The 16735-nt window shown below is 61.0% G+C and carries 19 protein-coding genes; 3 read left to right on the top strand and 16 right to left on the bottom strand.

The window, feature by feature from the left end; all coding sequences use genetic code 11:
- Positions 1 to 88 precede the first annotated feature (88 nt).
- The 5 genes from ASD31_RS22600 to ASD31_RS22580 form a co-directional block, all read right to left on the bottom strand.
- Positions 89 to 958 (bottom strand): LysR family transcriptional regulator, encoded by an 870-nt coding sequence (locus ASD31_RS22600; RefSeq protein WP_244483939.1) that lies wholly within the window; start codon positions 956 to 958, stop codon positions 89 to 91.
- 141 nt (positions 959 to 1099) lie between these two features.
- On the bottom strand, positions 1100 to 2254 hold the full coding sequence (locus tag ASD31_RS22595; RefSeq protein ID WP_056339354.1) for a M20 aminoacylase family protein: 1155 nt from the start codon (positions 2252 to 2254) through the stop codon (positions 1100 to 1102).
- 37 nt (positions 2255 to 2291) lie between these two features.
- Positions 2292 to 2795, bottom strand: coding sequence for a hypothetical protein (locus ASD31_RS22590; protein WP_056339352.1), 504 nt, complete (start codon positions 2793 to 2795; stop codon positions 2292 to 2294).
- 12 nt (positions 2796 to 2807) lie between these two features.
- Positions 2808 to 3623, bottom strand: a complete 816-nt coding sequence (locus ASD31_RS22585) for a DUF3100 domain-containing protein (RefSeq protein WP_056339350.1) — start codon at positions 3621 to 3623, stop codon at positions 2808 to 2810.
- Positions 3624 to 3806: 183 nt separating this feature from the next.
- Positions 3807 to 4856: an ornithine cyclodeaminase gene (locus ASD31_RS22580; protein WP_056339348.1), complete on the bottom strand. Its 1050-nt coding sequence runs from the start codon at positions 4854 to 4856 to the stop codon at positions 3807 to 3809.
- Positions 4857 to 4996: 140 nt separating this feature from the next.
- Between ASD31_RS22580 and ASD31_RS22575 the strand changes: the two genes are divergently transcribed.
- Entirely contained in the window at positions 4997 to 5440 is a 444-nt protein-coding gene (locus ASD31_RS22575; protein WP_056339345.1) for an Lrp/AsnC family transcriptional regulator, read from the top strand.
- A gap of 38 nt (positions 5441 to 5478) precedes the next feature.
- On the opposite strand, the gene ASD31_RS22570 is transcribed toward ASD31_RS22575, so the two are convergent.
- From ASD31_RS22570 to msrP, 5 genes are all read right to left on the bottom strand, one after another.
- Positions 5479 to 6852: a PepSY-associated TM helix domain-containing protein gene (locus ASD31_RS22570; RefSeq protein WP_056339342.1), complete on the bottom strand. Its 1374-nt coding sequence runs from the start codon at positions 6850 to 6852 to the stop codon at positions 5479 to 5481.
- Positions 6853 to 6927: 75 nt separating this feature from the next.
- A complete protein-coding gene (locus tag ASD31_RS22565; protein ID WP_156392767.1) occupies positions 6928 to 7311 on the bottom strand; it encodes a hypothetical protein in 384 nt (127 codons plus the stop codon).
- Between the two features lie 159 nt (positions 7312 to 7470).
- Entirely contained in the window at positions 7471 to 8289 is an 819-nt protein-coding gene (locus ASD31_RS22560) for a DJ-1/PfpI family protein (RefSeq protein ID WP_200952249.1), read from the bottom strand.
- Between the two features lie 9 nt (positions 8290 to 8298).
- Entirely contained in the window at positions 8299 to 8970 is a 672-nt protein-coding gene (gene msrQ / locus ASD31_RS22555) for a protein-methionine-sulfoxide reductase heme-binding subunit MsrQ (protein WP_056339339.1), read from the bottom strand.
- Positions 8970 to 9905 (bottom strand): protein-methionine-sulfoxide reductase catalytic subunit MsrP, encoded by a 936-nt coding sequence (msrP, locus tag ASD31_RS22550; RefSeq protein WP_056339337.1) that lies wholly within the window; start codon positions 9903 to 9905, stop codon positions 8970 to 8972. The genes msrQ and msrP overlap by 1 nt, the downstream gene beginning before the upstream one ends.
- Positions 9906 to 10083: 178 nt before the next feature.
- Here msrP and ASD31_RS22545 point away from each other — a divergent pair, with 178 nt between their 5' ends.
- Positions 10084 to 10692, top strand: coding sequence for a gamma-glutamyl-gamma-aminobutyrate hydrolase family protein (locus ASD31_RS22545; protein ID WP_082520670.1), 609 nt, complete (start codon positions 10084 to 10086; stop codon positions 10690 to 10692).
- A 66-nt stretch (positions 10693 to 10758) separates the two neighbouring features.
- Here ASD31_RS22545 and ASD31_RS22540 read toward each other — a convergent pair whose 3' ends face one another.
- Genes ASD31_RS22540 through ASD31_RS22525 form a run of 4 tightly spaced genes read right to left on the bottom strand, consistent with a single transcriptional unit; the run spans position 10759 to position 13781 of the window.
- On the bottom strand, positions 10759 to 11490 hold the full coding sequence (locus ASD31_RS22540; protein WP_056339332.1) for an amino acid ABC transporter ATP-binding protein: 732 nt from the start codon (positions 11488 to 11490) through the stop codon (positions 10759 to 10761).
- Positions 11487 to 12137, bottom strand: coding sequence for an amino acid ABC transporter permease (locus ASD31_RS22535; RefSeq protein WP_056339330.1), 651 nt, complete (start codon positions 12135 to 12137; stop codon positions 11487 to 11489). Before ASD31_RS22535 ends, ASD31_RS22540 begins: the two co-directional genes overlap by 4 nt.
- 12 nt (positions 12138 to 12149) lie before the next feature.
- The gene (locus ASD31_RS22530; protein ID WP_056339328.1) at positions 12150 to 12851 is read right to left on the bottom strand and encodes an amino acid ABC transporter permease; all 702 of its coding nucleotides are present in this window, start codon (positions 12849 to 12851) and stop codon (positions 12150 to 12152) included.
- Positions 12852 to 12896: 45 nt separating this feature from the next.
- Positions 12897 to 13781 carry an amino acid ABC transporter substrate-binding protein gene (locus ASD31_RS22525; RefSeq protein ID WP_056339325.1) on the bottom strand — a complete coding sequence of 295 codons (885 nt, stop codon included), beginning with the start codon at positions 13779 to 13781 and terminating at the stop codon, positions 12897 to 12899.
- Positions 13782 to 13997: 216 nt separating this feature from the next.
- Between ASD31_RS22525 and ASD31_RS22520 the strand changes: the two genes are divergently transcribed.
- Positions 13998 to 14912: a LysR family transcriptional regulator gene (locus tag ASD31_RS22520; RefSeq protein WP_056339323.1), complete on the top strand. Its 915-nt coding sequence runs from the start codon at positions 13998 to 14000 to the stop codon at positions 14910 to 14912.
- Between the two features lie 16 nt (positions 14913 to 14928).
- Here the strand turns inward: ASD31_RS22520 and ASD31_RS22515 are convergent, their stop codons facing one another.
- Both ASD31_RS22515 and ASD31_RS22510 read right to left on the bottom strand, forming a co-directional pair.
- Entirely contained in the window at positions 14929 to 15642 is a 714-nt protein-coding gene (locus ASD31_RS22515) for an aspartate/glutamate racemase family protein (protein WP_056339321.1), read from the bottom strand.
- The gene (locus ASD31_RS22510; protein ID WP_056339487.1) at positions 15635 to 16639 is read right to left on the bottom strand and encodes a D-cysteine desulfhydrase; all 1005 of its coding nucleotides are present in this window, start codon (positions 16637 to 16639) and stop codon (positions 15635 to 15637) included. The genes ASD31_RS22515 and ASD31_RS22510 overlap by 8 nt, the downstream gene beginning before the upstream one ends.
- Positions 16640 to 16735 lie beyond the last annotated feature (96 nt).

The following is a 16735-nucleotide window of genomic DNA, read 5'->3' as shown; positions in this document are numbered from 1 at the left end:
CGGAAGGTTGTCATCGGTGGAGGCGGCTTGCTAGGTGGCTTGGGCGGGACAACGTGTTGCCATGCACGCAACATCGGCGCCGGCTCGTCTATTGTCCATCATGCGTGCGCAGCGCCGCCATTTCGCGGGTCATGAAGCCGGCCAGCCGATCGACGGAGAGCGGCAGCCGGCGCCCGGCCCTGACGATGACATGGGCGCTGGCGCCGGCAAGCAGCGGGTCGGAAAGCTCGACGGCACCCAGCACGCCGCTGGCAAGTTCCGCCTCGACCACGAAACGCGGCAGGAACGACACGCCTATCCCGGAGGTGACGAAGCGGATCAGCGCGTCGATCGAATCCGATTCCACCAGCGGCGCCACGGCAATGCCGGCATCGGCGGCGACGCGGGCGACAAGATGGGTTACGCCATGGCTCTTGTTGACGATGGCGAAGCGGTCGGAGAGGCAATCGGCCAGCGCGACGCGCCCCCGGGAAAGCAGCGGATGGCCGGGCGGTGCAATCAGGCACAGCGGCTGGCGCGCGATGGCGAGCGAACGCACTTTCGTGTTGGTGACCGGATCGTAGACGACGCCGATATCGGCATCGCCGTTCGAGATGGCGTCGAGGATGCGGTCCGTGCCGCCAACCTGCAAGACATAGCGGACGGCCGGATAGACCTCCACGAAACCGCGCAGGGCGTTCTGGATGAAATCGGACAGGAAGCCTTCTCCGCAGCAGACGCGGACGCGCCCCTGCTGGATGCCCCGCAATTGATCGAGCTGTTCGGCGACAAGGGCATTGTCTTCAAGTACCCGCTTGCCGTGCTCGAAGACCAGCTCTCCGGCCTCGGTGAGAATGACGCCACGGGCGGTGCGATCGAAAAGCGGCAGCCCGATCGTGCGTTCCGTGTCGGCCACCTGCCGGCTGACCACGGAGGGCGCCACGTCCAGATATTGCGCGGCGCTGCGAATCGATCCCATGCGGACGACCGCCATAAAGAGATTCGCAGTGCCTTGGCGTCCAAAGTCTCCACGGGCTCAATCTGCTTTATGCCGATAATGGGGTCAAGTCAGTTTGCCCTTTACCCGCCTGTATGCCTCGTGATTCCTGCCGGACAATGCTCATGCCGGCAGGCTTGCGAGAACGAGCCGTGTCCAGAATGCAGCGCCAATCGGCAGAAGCTCGTCGTTGAAATCGAAATAGGGCGAATGCAGGCCCGGGTTTCGATCCGTGCGGCGGCTTCCGAGCCAGAAATAGCATCCCGGTTTTTCGTTCAGGATGAAGGCGAAGTCTTCGGCGGCCATGCTGGGCAGGGCGTCGATGACCGTGAGACCGTGGTCTTTCGCGGCAGCACGCACGAGGGCTGCGCAGCCCGCATCGTTGAGCGTCGCCGGATAGCGCGCATCGTGGAGGGTTTCGGCACGGCATTCGAAGCCGGTCGCAACCGACGTGGCAATGTCTGCGATGCGTCGTGGGATTTTCTTGCCCACCTCTTCCGAGAACCAGCGCGTGGTGCCGCGAATGACCACCCGTTCGGGAATGACGTTCCAGGCATCGCCGCCGTGAATCTGGGTCGCCGAAACCACCGCGGCATCGAGCGGCGAGATGTTGCGGCTGGCGATGCTTTGCAGTGCTGCGACGACATGGCTGGCAGCAAGCACAGGGTCTGCCCCTTCATGCGGCATGGCGCCGTGCGAGCCGCTGCCGATGACATTGATTTCGAAAGTGCCGAAGGCTGCCATCATGGCGCCGTCACGGGCAACGCAGGAGCCGATATCGAGCGCCGGCCAGTTATGCGCGGCATAGACGCTGTCCATCGGAAATTCGCGCAGGAGCCCGTCGCGCACCATCTCGCGCGCCCCGCCCTCGTTTTCCTCCGCCGGCTGGAAGATCAAATGGATCGTGCCGTCAAACGGGAGGCGCGACAGCACACGCGCCGCCGCCAGCAGCATGGCCACATGACCGTCATGCCCGCATGCGTGCATCTTGCCGGGTCGCGTGGATTGGTAAGGCAGGCCGGTCTGTTCGGCGATCGGCAGGGCGTCCATGTCGGCCCGCAGGCCGATCGCCCGGCCCGACATGCCCTTGCTCAGTGTACCGATGAGGCCCGTGCGGCCCAATCCTTGCCGAACGGAATATCCCCATTCGGCAAGTCGGGACGCGATGAAGGCCGCTGTCTCGTTTTCCTCGAAGGCGAGTTCGGGGTGGGCATGAAGATGGCGACGCCAACGGACGGCCTCCTCGATTTCGATCGCTGAGATACCGTCCGTCAACATGGGTTTCATTCCGTTCTGAACTTTGGGGGCTGACGTATCAGCCACCGATCCGCAGCATGAGGTCGGCGATGACGACGGAGCCCATATAGGTGCCGAACATCACGCAGATCGCCACGATGACGATCTTCCAGCCTGAATGGCGGGCGATCTGGAACTCGTTGCGGGTCAGCGCGAGGCCGCCATAGGCGAGTGCTGGCGTTGCCAGGGCAAGGAAGTTCAAGGCCTCGACCTTTTCGGTGGCATAGGCTGCGCCGGGCACGCCCGGAATGGTGATCAGGATGGCCACCAGCGAAACCCAGGCAACGCTCGGAAGATAGAAGGGCGCAAAGCGCGCCAGCGCCAGGCCGATGACGGAGACGACATAGAGGATCACCATGCCCGGCAAGGCAGCCACAGGGCTGACCCCCGTCGCCACCCAGTTTGCGATCAGTCCCATGACGGCCGCCACGAGCAGAAGCCCGGAATGTCCGGCGATGTCGATCTTGCGTTCGTCCTCGGGCTGGGCTGGAAGTTCGGTGTTTTTGATGTCTGCAGCACTCATCTTATCTCTCCCTCAAGCCGGGTTGCCGATGTCGTTGGGACGCGCTTTCCGATAAAGCCATTCGGTCAGCGGAAGTGCGACGAAGACGCCGACATACAGTCCCGTGGCATAGGTCAGGATGTTGCTCGCGGCGGCCAGGGCGAGGATCAGGTCCTTCTGGTCCGGAACGCTTGCAACCAGGGATCCGGTGCAGGCTGCGAGCATGCTGCCCGAGCCGACGCCGCATGACATGGCAAGGGCACGCACATCGAAAACGCCCAAGCCGTGGACCAGCGGCGGCATGATGGCGAAGACGAATGTGCCGATCAGGGTGCCGGTCGCGTAAACGCCCATTGCGCCCGCGCCTTCGGGGCTGTTGAGGCCATATTTATCGACGATCAGGGCCAGGTTCGGCTCGCGGTCGATGGAGAAGGCGGCGCCGATGGTTTCGCGTCCCATGCGCAACAGGAAGACGGCAACCGGGAAGGCGAGCGCGATGGTGCCGAGATTGCCGATCTCCTGCACGATCAGGGCCGGGCCGGCGGCGATGACGGCCTCGATCTGCGGGCCGACCGTCGTTCCGAATTTGGCGATGAAAGGCATGATCGCGACGGTGATCATCGTGCCCGACAGCTTGACGCTGTCATGGCTGAGGAACTTGCCGGTGGCTTTGAGAATGTTCGGGTTCAACACGACCCCGAGCGCAAACGCATAGAGCATCGGCAGAAAAATCACGGTGCCGATGCCGATGGGCAGTTTGATGATGCCGATGAGCTCGGCGACGATCACGATCGCCAGAACGGTCAAATGAAGATAGATGCCGCTGAAGGCGGCGCGTTGTTTCGTCATAGGTTTCCCTCCCCTGTCCAGGCAACTGTACGCCTACCGTTGCGGACGCGCCGAGTATCGGGGAACCGACGGAAAGTGCTAGCCGTCCGGGGTGCAACGAGGTGTTGCGCCCTAGACAACACATTCGCAACGTCAGGGCCTGGCGAAGATCGCCGGACGCTTGTCCATCCTGGCCATCCACCCTTATCGGGCGCGCTGCAGCATGCCGAATAGGTCGCGCGGATCATCCGGGTCTGCGACGATGTCGAGATCCTGGAAGAAGTCGGTGCCCGCTATGCGGTTGCGCACATAGCAGAGCGCCGAAAAATCCTCGATGGCAAAGCCGACGCTGTCGAAAAGCGTGATCTGCCGGTGATCCTTTCGCCCGGGCTCCTCGCCGGTAACGACCTTCCAAAGCTCCGTCACGGGGAAATCGGCGTCCATCTGCTGGATTTCGCCCTCGATGCGGGTTTGCGGCGGGTATTCGACAAAGGTATCGGAGCGCAGCAGGATGTCCTTGTGGAGTTCCGTCTTGCCGGGGCAATCGCCGCCGATGGCATTGATATGGATGCCGGCGCCGATCATGTTGTCGGTCAGGATGGTATTGTACTGCTTGTCCGCCGTGCAGGTGGTGACGATTTCCGCGCCCTCGATGGCCGCTTCCGCCGTTTTGCAGGCGGTGATGGCGAGGCCCGAGCCTTCCAGATTGCGGCTTGCCTTTGCCGTCGCCCGCGGATCGATGTCGAAGAGCCGGACATTCTTGATGCCGCAGACGGCCTTCATTGCCAGCGCCTGGAATTCAGCCTGGGCACCATTGCCGATGATGGCCATCGTGCGCGCGCCGTGGGGCGCGAGGTGACGGGCGGCCATCGCCGAGGTTGCCGCCGTGCGCAACGCCGTCAGCAGGGTCATCTCGGTCAGGAGCACCGGATAGCCCGTCGAGACATGGGCGAGCAGGCCGAGCGCCGTCACCGTCTGCAATCCCTCTGCCATGTTCTTCGGATGACCGTTGACATATTTGAAGCTGTAGGTCGTGCCGTCGGAGGTGGGCATCAGTTCGATGACGCCATCATGCGAATGACTGGCGACCCGCGGCGTCTTGTCGAATGTTTCCCACCGACGAAAGTCGTTTTCGATGACATCGGTCAATTCGAACAGCATCGTCTCGATGCCGACGTGATGAACAAGCCGCATCATGTTTTCGACACTGACGAAAGGAACCATGGCCTTCTCGGAGGGAAGGGGGGCGGACATGCTTGTTCTCCTGCGCAACTGGAACATTGCAGCCAGCCTAAGGCTAAGTCATACTGAACAAAATCGCATTAACGCCTTACAAAACGTCCGCGAATACAAAATATGATCAACCCGATTGTGAAATCTGCCAAAGTTCCGCGATGAGCAACGATGTCGCCAAATACAGGCCGGACCAGTTGGACCGGATGATCATCGCACATCTGCGCGTGGACGGTCGCGCTTCGCTGGCCAAACTCGCGGAAGTCGTCGGCGTCTCCCGCGGCACCGTCCAGAACAGATTGGACCGGCTTGTCGCGACGGGAACCCTGATGGGGTTTACCGTGCGTGCGCGCGAGGATTACGACGACAATGCGGTCCATGCGGTCATGATGATCGAGGTCGTCGGAAAATCGACCACGCAGGTCATCCGCAAATTGCGTGGTTTTTCGGAAGTGCATGCGCTGCATACGACCAATGGCAATTGGGACCTCGTCGCCAATATCCGTGCGGCGAACCTTGGCGAGTTCGACCGTGTCTTGCGGGAAGTCAGGATGATCGACGGGGTGTCGAACAGCGAAACGAGCCTGCTACTGAGCAGCGTTTGACACGGGATTGCGCCCGCCAGAACGGCGGGCGCGCCGGTTCACGCGAAGGCACGTCTCAGCGGCGGGGCGAGGCGAAGGACGACCTGGTCGACCAGAACCATGACGAGGATGGCAATCCCGGACATCGGGAAAGCCAGTCCGAAAATGGCCGCGATGGTCCAGAGCCCGATATAGACGCTCTTCCTGGGCGGCATGGGAGGAACCCCGAGGCTGCCGGAGGGTCTGCGCTTCCACCACATGACGATAGCAGACATGCACATGAGAATGATCGCCAGGCAGGTAACCAGCATCAGGATCTGGTTGATCCTTCCCCATTCCTGTCCCTGATGGACGTTGATGCCCCATTCGATCAGTTTGCCGACGGTCGGAAACTGGTCGTAGGAAATATCGACCAGCGGCTCGCCGGAATATTGGTCGATATGGATCGTTCGTTCCTTCGAGAGGTCTTCGGGAAAGATCGAGGCCGTATAGACGCCGTTCCGGTCGCCGGGTATCGCCACGTCGAAGCCCGCAGCCATGCCGGCGTTCCTGGCGATATCGACTGCGGCATCGAGGCCGATCGGCTGCGCCATGGCATGACCGGCGTGGGTATCGGATTCCGGAACGGGCGCATTCTCGACGATCCAGCCCGGCTGCTCGACGACGTGATGGGTCGACAGGGCGGAGGCGGGAACCGCATCGAACAGTTCGGCGGGATAGCCGTAGCCGTTTGTCGTCAGCCACGCATTGGCGTTTGCGCCCCAGTAGCCGGACCAAGGCATTCCCGTAGCAGCGAGGAAGAAGATGAACAGGCCGGCGACGGCCCCGGTGACCGCATGCGTGTCGCGCCAGAAAACGCGCCTGGAAGGCGTTCCGCGAACGCTGAGCACGCCGCCGGTCCGCTGGCGAGGCCACCAGAGATAGAGGCCGGTGACCACGAGCATGAGAGCGAAGCCTCCGACGATCTCGACGAGGTGGTTCGCGTAGGTCCCGAAATATTCGAGGCTGTGTATCTTCTTGACCACCCAGTTGAATTCATTGTTGGAGGCCACATGATCGAGAATCCGGCCGTCATGCGGATCGACGAAGACGAGGGTGTTTCCGGCATCGCTGGATATGGTGACGAGGGCGGAATGGGTGCTGTCGGCCGGCTCCCGATAGTTCACGACGGTACCCGGGACGGCGGCGGTCGCGTTTTCAACGATCTCGGAGGGCTTGAGGGACCGGGGGCCATCGGCGACGATGTTGCGGTAGGCAAAGATGGTGTCGTTGATCTCGTCCTTGAAGAGATAGAGACTGCCGGTGATCGAAAGGTTCAGCAGAAACGGAATGACGAGCAGGCCGGCGAAGAAATGCCAGCGCCAGATCGCGCGATAGAGGGAAACCTGCCCGACATTCGTTGCGGGGGCGGAATCCAGAGTGAGGTTTGCCATGATAAATACCAGCTTGGCAGCCGCTGAAGGCAGGCCGCGTGATGCTCTGGCGTAACGGACAAACCGTTGCGCCGATTAAACGAACATCAGGCTGATGGGTGGGGCACGGGGGCCTGAACTCGGGAGATAGCGCGCCACGACAAGAAGCTGGCGCCGCTCGAATACCCTGACTTCTTGTGAAAACGCCAAGGCGATACTGCCCAGGCTGGGCGGCGTCGGGACTGGAACTCCATTGGCCAGCCGGCAGGCTTCGCAGCCGAAGTCCTTCGCACTGTTCGGCTTGGCGGCATGGTTGTCGGAGCAGATGGACGCAAAACTGCCGTCGGGCAACTGGTAGTTCGGGATTTGTGCGTCAAGCGGATAGGCTGAAAGGGGCTTGTGGGCAAAGCTGATCATCACCAGCGCCATCACGCAGGCGAGATGTAAAATTCCCCTTAGAATGACGGATGCATTTCGCATCTCGCTCCTGTCTCCCATTCGCCATTTGTCTAACTTTGCCTGCAAATGCCGTCAATGCGACAGTTTGCTCTATTCTGTCCGCAGGACGGGACACGGAGACGAGGCTTTGTTGATGCGCTGCCATCACGATCGCTGATTTTTACGCTGTGGGAGCGCCGGCTAGATGCCAATTCGCTTGCCGGCCAGTTCGGCCGCCATTCGGGCCTGATCGTCCATCCATTTGCGGCTCTTGCGCATATCGGCGACCCGCTCGGCCCCTGCCTCCTGCGGCGTTCCGTTCCTGAACGGCGGTTCCGGCGCATATTCGATGATCAACTGAACCCGCCGCGCGGCTTCTTCTCCACGCATTTCGGCGGCCAGCGCCAGCGCGAAGTCTATGCCGGCGGTGACGCCGCCGCCGGTCATCCGATTGCGGTCGCGAACGATGCGCTTGTCGATATGGCGCGCGCCCATGAGAGGCAGGAGATCGGCGACCGCCCAGTGGGCCGTCGCGTCGTAGTCCTGGAGAAGCCCCGCTGCCGCAAGCACGAGCCCGCCGGTGCAGACGCTTGTCACCCATTTGGCGCGCGCGGCGCGATCGGCAAGGAAGGCGCGAACTTCGGGATCGTTCATGCAGTCGATCGTACCCAGGATGCCGCCCGGGACGAACAGGATGTCCAGATCGTTCGGGCACTCCTCGAAGGTCTGCGTTGCCGCAAACGAAAGCCCGACATCGGTGGAAACCGGTGCCTTGTCTTTCCAGACAAGCTGCACGTTGAAACGCAGGATGTTGAAGACCGTCATCGGGCCGATCAGGTCAAGCGCCACCATCCTGGGATAGATAAGCATGGCGACTTTCGGCGCATCGGGCGGAGTTTTCATCATGGATTGCTCATGGCCGTCCTTGGCCTGCTCTTCGGCAGAGGCCGGCAATGCCGCGCTTGAAGCCAGCAAAGCCGCGATGGCCATAAAATTGCGGCGATCGATCGGGCTGATCATCTTAGAATCCTATTGCGTGTTTGAGGGGGAAACGCGAGGCCGGAAGGCCTGCGGTGCGGCGTTCGAAGCCCGCTTGCGTCGTGGTTTGAGGCCCGGGCGGAAGAGCCGGTAGCCGAGCAGCAATGCGATCAGGCCGAGATAGACATATTGGTCGGCGGACAGCACCTTGGTGGCCAGCGCCAAATGGACCCCTGCGCAGATGGCAATGGCGTAGACCAGCCGGTGTAGCCTAACCCAGTTCCTGCCCAGGCGGCGGATGGAGAAGGCATTCGATGTCAGCGCGAGCGGCAGGAGCAAAACGAAAGCCGCCATGCCCAACATGATGAACGGGCGCTTCAGGACGTCTTCGAGGATCGCGGACAACATCAGCGCCTGATCGAGGACGAGATAGGCGGCAAGATGCATCGACGCATAGTAAAAGCACAACAGGCCGAGCGCGCGGCGATAACGCATGAAGTTCAGGCCGAACAACTGGCGTGCCGGCGAGACGGCGAGCGTCAGGATGAGAAAGCGGATGGCCCAGAGGCCGAGAAAGAGCTCGAAAGCCTTGACGGGATCGGCGCCGAGATTTCCGGTCGCCCCCCGGCAGAACTGCCAGACGGCCGGAGCCAAGCCGATACTATAGACCAGCCAGACCGGGATGTTCTTGCGCTGGCCTGCGTTCGTTTTCCCGGCAGCCATCAGAAGGATTTCCGCAGGTCCATGCCGGAATAGAGGCCGGCGACCTCTTCTCCATAGCCGTTGAACATCAGGGTCGGGCGTCGCTCGGACCCGAAAAATCCTCCCGTACCGATGCGCCTTTCGGTGGCCTGGCTCCAGCGTGGGTGATCGACCTCAGGATTGACGTTGGCGTAAAATCCATACTCGCTCGGTGCCAGGAGGTTCCAGGTATTGTCCGGCTGCGTCTCGGTCAGGGTCATGCGGACGATCGACTTGATGCCCTTGAAGCCGTATTTCCAGGGCACGACCAGGCGAACGGGAGCGCCGTTCTGGTTGGGAAGTGTTTCGCCGTAGAGGCCGACCGCCAGCATCGTCAGCGGATGGCGCGCCTCGTCCAGCCGCAGGCCTTCGATATAGGGCCATGCCAGCGGCTGGAACAGGCCGTTCTGCCCCGGCATTTCCTCGGGCCGCACGATTGTTTCGAAGGCGACATATCTGGCGCTTCCGAGCGGCTCGACCTTGTCCAGCAGCATCGACAGCGAAAAGCCGTTCCACGGGATGACCATCGACCAGGCCTCGACGCAGCGCATCCGGTAGATGCGTTCCTCGATCGGGAAATCCTTGATGATCTGCTCCAGGTCGAAAGTACCCGGCCTGGCGACCAGGCCGTCGACCGCGATCGTCCATGGCGATGGCTGGAACTTGCCGGAATGTTCCGCCGGGTCCGACTTGTTGGTGCCGAATTCATAGAAATTATTGTAGCTCGTCACGTCTTCGCGCGGCGTCGGTTCGTCGGAAACGGTGGACTTGCGGCTTTTCACCGAGAGCGGCGCTGCGTCCGCGTGCACCGAGAGGCCGAACAGGGCTGCGGCGGCGAGAAGGTCGCGTCGTTTCAGATAAATGCCGCGCGGGGTGATTTCCGAGGCTGGAATCCTGGGTGGACGATAGATGGGCATGTCAAATCTCTTCTTTGGCGTCCCGGTTTCAGACGGTTGAGCTTCGGCGTGACCGAATCGGGTGCTCGGGCGGACGAGTGAGCGATCGGAGCGCCGTCGGCCCGACGAGTTGCGGTGACAGGAGGGAGACTCACAGGACGGGCGTTTATTCCCATCGATCGATAAATAGTGGTGAAGGCTGGGGAGGGTCGGACTGCTCTTCACCGGCGCCGTCTCCAACGTCCATCCTGCCCATTTCGATCCGCGCGTCGAACAGGACCGGCATGCGCCCGTCGACGAGGGCCGAGACAGCATCGCACTCGCCTTGAGCCGGCTGGCGATCGAGCGCGATATTCCTCTCCTGGCGATCTGCCGCGGTCTGCAGGAACTCAACGTCGCCTGCGGCGGAACCTTGAAGGCCGGGATCATCGATGATCCCAACTCGCATAGCCATCCCGCCTGGACCCCGAACGACCTGCCGCACATCGTCTACGGCCCCTCCCACGAGATCCGGATCATGCAGGGTGGGCAATTGCACGGCCTCACCAGGGACAGGGTATCGTCGGTGAATTCCGTCCATGTTCAGGCGATCGACCGCCTGGGGCAGGGGCTCATCGTGGAAGCGACGGCGGATGATGGAACGGTCGAGGCGATCAGCGTGGCGAAGGCGGCATTCATTCTCGGCGTGCAATGGCATCCGGAATATGACGGCGCCGGCAACAGCCTCTCGCGCGGCATATTCGCCGCGTTCGGAGCGGCGGTGAAAGCCTATCAGGAGCGAAAGCAGATCATCGACCGGGTAGCCTGACATGATCGCGCATTCCGCCGCGACACCGCCTATCTGCATCAAGACGCCTGCTCCAATCAGGCGATTTTAGACATGCTGCAGAATCCTCGACAGGAAGCTCTTGGCGCGATCGCTTTTGGGCGCGCTGAAGAACTGGTCCGTCGCGGCATCCTCGACCACCTCTCCCTGGTCCATGAAGACGACCCGGTCGGCCACCTTGCGCGCGAAGCCCATTTCATGCGTGACGACCATCATCGTCATGCCCTCCTGGGCGAGTTGGACCATCACCTCGAGAACCTCGTTTATCATTTCGGGGTCGAGGGCTGAGGTCGGCTCGTCGAACAGCATCGCGATCGGGTCCATGGCAAGGGCGCGGGCAATGGCGACGCGCTGCTGCTGGCCGCCGGAAAGCTGCGACGGCAGTTTCCGGGCGTGGTCCTTCAGGCCGACCCGCTCCAGGAGCGCAAATGCCCGCGCTTCGGCTTCGTCGCGCGGACGCTTCAGCACCTTCAACTGCGCCAGGCATATATTCTCGAGCACGGACATATGCGGGTAGAGTTCGAAATTCTGGAACACCATGCCGATCCTTGCCCTGAGTCTGGGTAAATTGGTTCCGGCGGCGCCGACCGATACGCCGTCGACGGTGATCTCGCCGCCCTGGAACGGCTCCAGTCCGTTGACGCATTTGATCAGCGTGGATTTACCCGATCCAGAGGGGCCGCAGATCACAAGGACTTCGCCGCGCGAAACATTGACGGAACAGTCCTTGAGGGTGTGGAACGCGCCGTACCATTTGTCGATATTGCTCAGTTTGATCATCGGATAGCTTTCTTCTGGAGCCCGCCAACGACCCGTGACGCGGCAAAACAGAGTGCGAAATAGACGAGTGCGGCGAAGACATACATGCTGACGAGGCGGCCCTCGTTGCGCGCGACGATCGTCACCGTGGTCAGGAAATCGCTGAGCGACACGACGAAGACGAGGCTCGTATCCTGGAACAGGATGATGCCCTGCGTCAGCAGCAACGGGGTCATGTTTCGAAAGGCCTGTGGCAGGATGACATGGCGCAGGCTCTGGCCATAGGTGAGGCCGGTGGCAGCGGCAGCCCAGCCCTGTCCGCGAGAGACCGACAGGATTCCGGCCCGGATGATTTCCGTGTAATGCGCGGCTTCGAAAAGAGTGAAGGCGATCAACGCCGAATAGAAGCTTCCGACCGGTCTGCCGATTACCATGGGCACAAGGAAGAAGAACCAGAAGATCACCAGGATCAGCGGCATCGACCTGAAGAAATTGACATAGACGGCCGCCGCCCCCGACAGGAAACGGTTGCTGGACAGCCGCAGCAGCGCCAGCACGACCGCCATCATGATGCCTCCGGCGGCGGCAAGGGCTGCCAAAAGCAATGACAGGCCCAGTCCCTGCAGTAGAAACGGCATCGAATCGACGATCAGTTCGAGATCTTTCATCGTCGCTCTCCCTCAGGTTGCAACCGGCAGGCGGCGCTCGATGACCGTCATGACGGCCGTGACGCCCATCGTGATCAGGATGTAGATGACGGTGGCCGCCGTGTAGGCTTCGAAGCTATGGAAGGAATATTCGGAAATCTGCCCGCTTTGCGCGGTGAGTTCGAGAACACCGATGGTCAGTGCCAGCGAGGAGTTCTTGAAGACAGTCAGGAATTCCGTGGTGAAAGGCGGCACGATCAGCCGGAATGCCACCGGCAACAGGATATGGCGATAGACCTGTGTCAGTGTCAGGCCCTGCGCATAGCCAGCCATGCTGAGGCCGCGGGAAAGCGATTGGATGCCGGCGCGAACCTGTTCAGAGATGCGGGCCGCGGTATAGAAGCCGAGGCCTATCACCGCGGTCGTATATTCCGGCAATGGCAGGTCACGCTTTATCCAGTGTCCCAAAGGCTCCGGCACTATTTCCGGCAGAACGAAATACCAGAGGAACAGCTGGACCAGCAGCGGGATGTTGCGGAAGATTTCGGTATAGGCCGTCGCAATGCCCGCCACCATCCGGTTTGGCAGCGTGCGCGCGATGCCGATCAGCGAACCGACCGTCACCGCGATAACCCAGGCGGCGAGCGAAACCGCAATTGTCCATCCGGTGCCCGATATCAACCATTGCAGATAAGGTTCCTGCAGGAGAATGGACCAGTCCCAATTGTAGTGCATATGACCTCCCAACGTCCTTGTGATCGCCTCGTAACGCGCCCGGTCTCAGGGCAGGGCATTCAGCTGCCAGGATGCCTTCAACAGATCGCTGGGCGGTTCGGACACCTTCTCGTTGTTGGGAAAGGGCTGGAACCAATGCTGGTAGATCTTCTCGATTTCGTGCGAACGGAACAGACCGGCGAGCACTTTGGTGCCGAGCAACTGGAACTCGGCGTCGTTGCGGCGGATCATCAGGGCATAGGGATCGTAGGAATAGAAATCGCCGACAATCCTGAAGGCCTCGGGCTGAGACGCCTTTGTCAGAAGGCCGGCCAAAAGGATGTGGTCGGTGGAATAGGCATCGACCCGGCCGCTTTCCAGTGCGAGAAACCCTTCTGCGTGATCCTTCACGTTGAGGATATCGACATCCAGCTTGTTCGCTTCGATATATTCCTTGATTGCCCGTTCATTCGTGGTTCCCTGCGGCAGGGCGATACGATGATCGACAAGGTCATCGACGTTCTTGATCGGGCTATCGGCCTTCACAAGCAGCTTGGTGCCGGTAATGAAGGTCGTCGGCAGGAACGAGACCTGTTCCTGGCGTGTCAGATTGTTCGTCGTCGAGCCGCACTCCATGTCGATCGTGCCATTCGCGAGGAGCGGAATCCTTGTCTGCGGCGATACAGGCACGAAGCGGATCTTGAGTTCGGAATTGCCGATCTTTTCCTTCACAGCATCGGCAATCCGCATGCAGAGATCGATCGAATAACCCTTCGGCGTCTGATCCTTTTCGATGTACGAAAAAGGTATCGACGTCTCCCGGTAGCCAAACACGATTTCGCCGGACGATTTTATCTTGGACAGCGTGTCCGTCGTTTCCTGCGCCATGGCAGGTTGCATCGCGCCGACCATCAGGAGCGATAGAAAAATTGCGGTTGCAGAACGATACATGATGTTTCCCCTTTTTTGTTGTATGCGTGTAGCCGTTATTGTCAGTCTCGCCACCGGTCGCGAATTCTCCCGCCGAATACCCGAAACTCGGCATGTCTGTCGTCTGTAGCCGCTTGAATGGGCCAATTCCTGTGATACATACGTACTGGCTAAAAGGCGGGGGTCAATCACAAAAAGCGGGACATATTATGCATGAATTGCATGTAAGGAGGATTTATGGAAATTGGCTGGCTTGAAGATTTTCTGGCCTTGCGGGAGCTCGGAAGCTTCACGGCGGCCGCGGAGCGACGCAATGTCAGTCAATCCGCCTTCTCAAGGCGCATTCAATCGCTGGAGGACTGGCTCGGTGTCACGCTGATCGACAGAAGCGTGCGGCCGCATCGCTTCACGCCTGTTGCAGCCGAGAATTATGGCGACTTCCAGAGGGCGCTCAATCAGCTCTATGAGTTGCGCAGCCAGGTTCGTGGCGAGCAGACGAGAACGTCGCGCCTGAAAGTTGCCGTCCAGCACGCGCTGGCCTTTTCGATTTTCCCGCGTTTTGTGGAAAACCTTCGGCGGCAAGGTTATCAGCCCGCATACCATCTCAATTGCGCAAATCGTGCCGAATGCGTGGAGATGATGATCCGTGGCGAGGTCGATCTCATGATCTGCTACGAGATGCATCCCTCGCCGGATCCGATGCCCTCCACGACCGCCATGCGTGTCGCAAGTGCCAGGGATGACATGATCCTGGTCGGCCCCGCCGCCCTCGTTCCGTCAGGGGATCAGGCCGTGCCGCTTCTGACCTACCCCCAGCGCAGTTTCTTCGGCGAGGTCATCTGGGAAAAGGCCATGCCACTGTTGATGACCCGCTATCGCTGCGAAACCATTTGCGTGAGTTCGCTCAGCGGCGCATTGCGCGAAATGGTGCTGGCGGGGCTGGGATTTGCCTGGCTTCCCAAGAGCCTTGTGCTGAATGATCTGGCGCAAGGGCAGATCGTGCAGCTCGACCCGGAAACGATGTTTCATCCGCTGGGCGTCGCTGTTTATTCCTGCGTGCAGGAATCCAGCGCGCTGACGGCTGCCGCTCTGGATTGCCTGCAATCCGTCGATCTCCAGGCTCTGATCGAACAAAGGCCGGAGGGCGCCTGAGGCTCGACAGCGGTCGTTACGCGCGTGTGCGGGCGACGATCTCCTCGGCCAGCACGGTCAGCGCATCGACGACGGGCACGGTCTTGGTGATGCTGTCCGTCAGGATCGACAGTTCGGTGCAGGCGACGAGCACGATGTCGGCTCCGGCTTGCATCAGTTCATCGGCGATGTCGCTCAGGTCTTCCCGCTGCGCCGTGCCGGTATCTCCCGCCTTGACTGCTCTTATGATCGCCATCACATCGCCCTGGCGGTCGGGGGTGTTGATCTCCAGTCCGTGGCCACGGAGTGCCCGTTCATACAGGCCAATATCGATTGCGGCGGTCGAGGCGAGCATGCCTATGGTCGCCTTTGGCGGAACCATCTTGGCGACGCGATCAGCCGTCAGCACGATCATGTCGAGGAGCGGGATCGTGACGGCAGCGGCAATGTCGCCGGCATAATAATGCGCGGTATTGCATGGCATGGCCAGCATCGTGGCGCCGCTTGAGGCGAGCCCCTTGGCCATCCTGACAAGCTCCGGCAGCGGGCTGGGGCCTGTCTTTTCGATCAACGCCTTGATGCGTGAGGGCACCGCCGGATTGTTGTCGGCCAGCACATGAATATGGTCGGCGTCATCCCGGGCAGGGGTTGCCAGGATGATGCGGCGCATGAGATCGACGGTTGCCTCCGGCCCCATGCCGCCGATGATGCCGACAAGGGGGCGGCGCTTTGGTGCGGCGGCCTCAGCCATTGGTCAGGAAGTCGCTTGCATAGGCGGTGAGGCCAATCTGCCCGCCGGTATGGATGAAGACGACGGTTTCGCCCTTCTTGAAATAGCCCTTGCGCACAAGGTCGATGAGGCCTGCCATGCCTTTTCCGGAATAGACGGGATCAAGCAGGATGGCTTCGAGTTTCGCCAGCATCCGGATCGCATCGATCGTGCTACGCGCCGGAAAGCCATAGCCTTCGCCGACATAGTCGCAATTCGCCATGATATGCTCCCGCTTCACGGCACCGCTCATGCCGAGCAGGTCCGCGGTGGCGCAGGCCAGCTGGAAGACATTCGCTTCCTGCCTTTCCCGGGGGGCACGCACGCCGACCCCGAGAAGTTTGATGTCGCTGTGCAGTCCGGCAAACCCCGCCGCGAGGCCCGCCTGCGTGCCGGCGCTACCCGTGGCGTGAACGACGTGATCGATCTTGAGGCGCGCGGTATTGGCTTGCATGACGAGTTCCATCGCCGCATCGACATAGCCCAAGGCGCCGATCGGATTGGATCCTCCCCCCGGAATGGCATAGACCTTGTGCCCGGCGGCTTTCAGCCTGTCGGCGATTTTCATCATCTCGCCGTTCATGTCCGGATGCAGCGCGCATCTTTCGATGACCGCGCCATGGAGCGCGTCGAACAGGACGTTGGCGTTCTGGGTGTAGTCGAATTCGGTCTTCTTGGTGCGGTCCTCCAGGAGCAGATGGCAGCCCATGCCGAGCTTTGCCGCCGCCGCTGCTGTCTGGCGCGCATGGTTGGACTGCGTCGCGCCCTGGGTGATGACGGTGTCGGCCCCTTCAGCCTGGGCGGCGGCCATCAGGAATTCAAGCTTTCGCGTCTTGTTGCCGCCGGTGGAAAGCCCGGTACAGTCATCGCGCTTGATCCAGATTTCAGGGCCATTCAGCGCCCGGGTCAAATTGTCGAGCCGCTCCAGCGGTGTGGGCAGATGGGCCAGCGAAACACGGGGAAAGCGAGCAAGATTCATGATGGTCACCTAGTTATCAAGGAGCCTCATTTACCGCCCGGAATAGAGGAATGTCTAATGCAAAGACATGCAACAGGAAGGGGTTATATGCAATAA

This window comes from Rhizobium sp. Root482, from assembly GCF_001426565.1.
GTDB lineage: Bacteria > Pseudomonadota > Alphaproteobacteria > Rhizobiales > Rhizobiaceae > Pararhizobium.
This window is presented reverse-complemented; position numbering and strand designations above follow the sequence as displayed.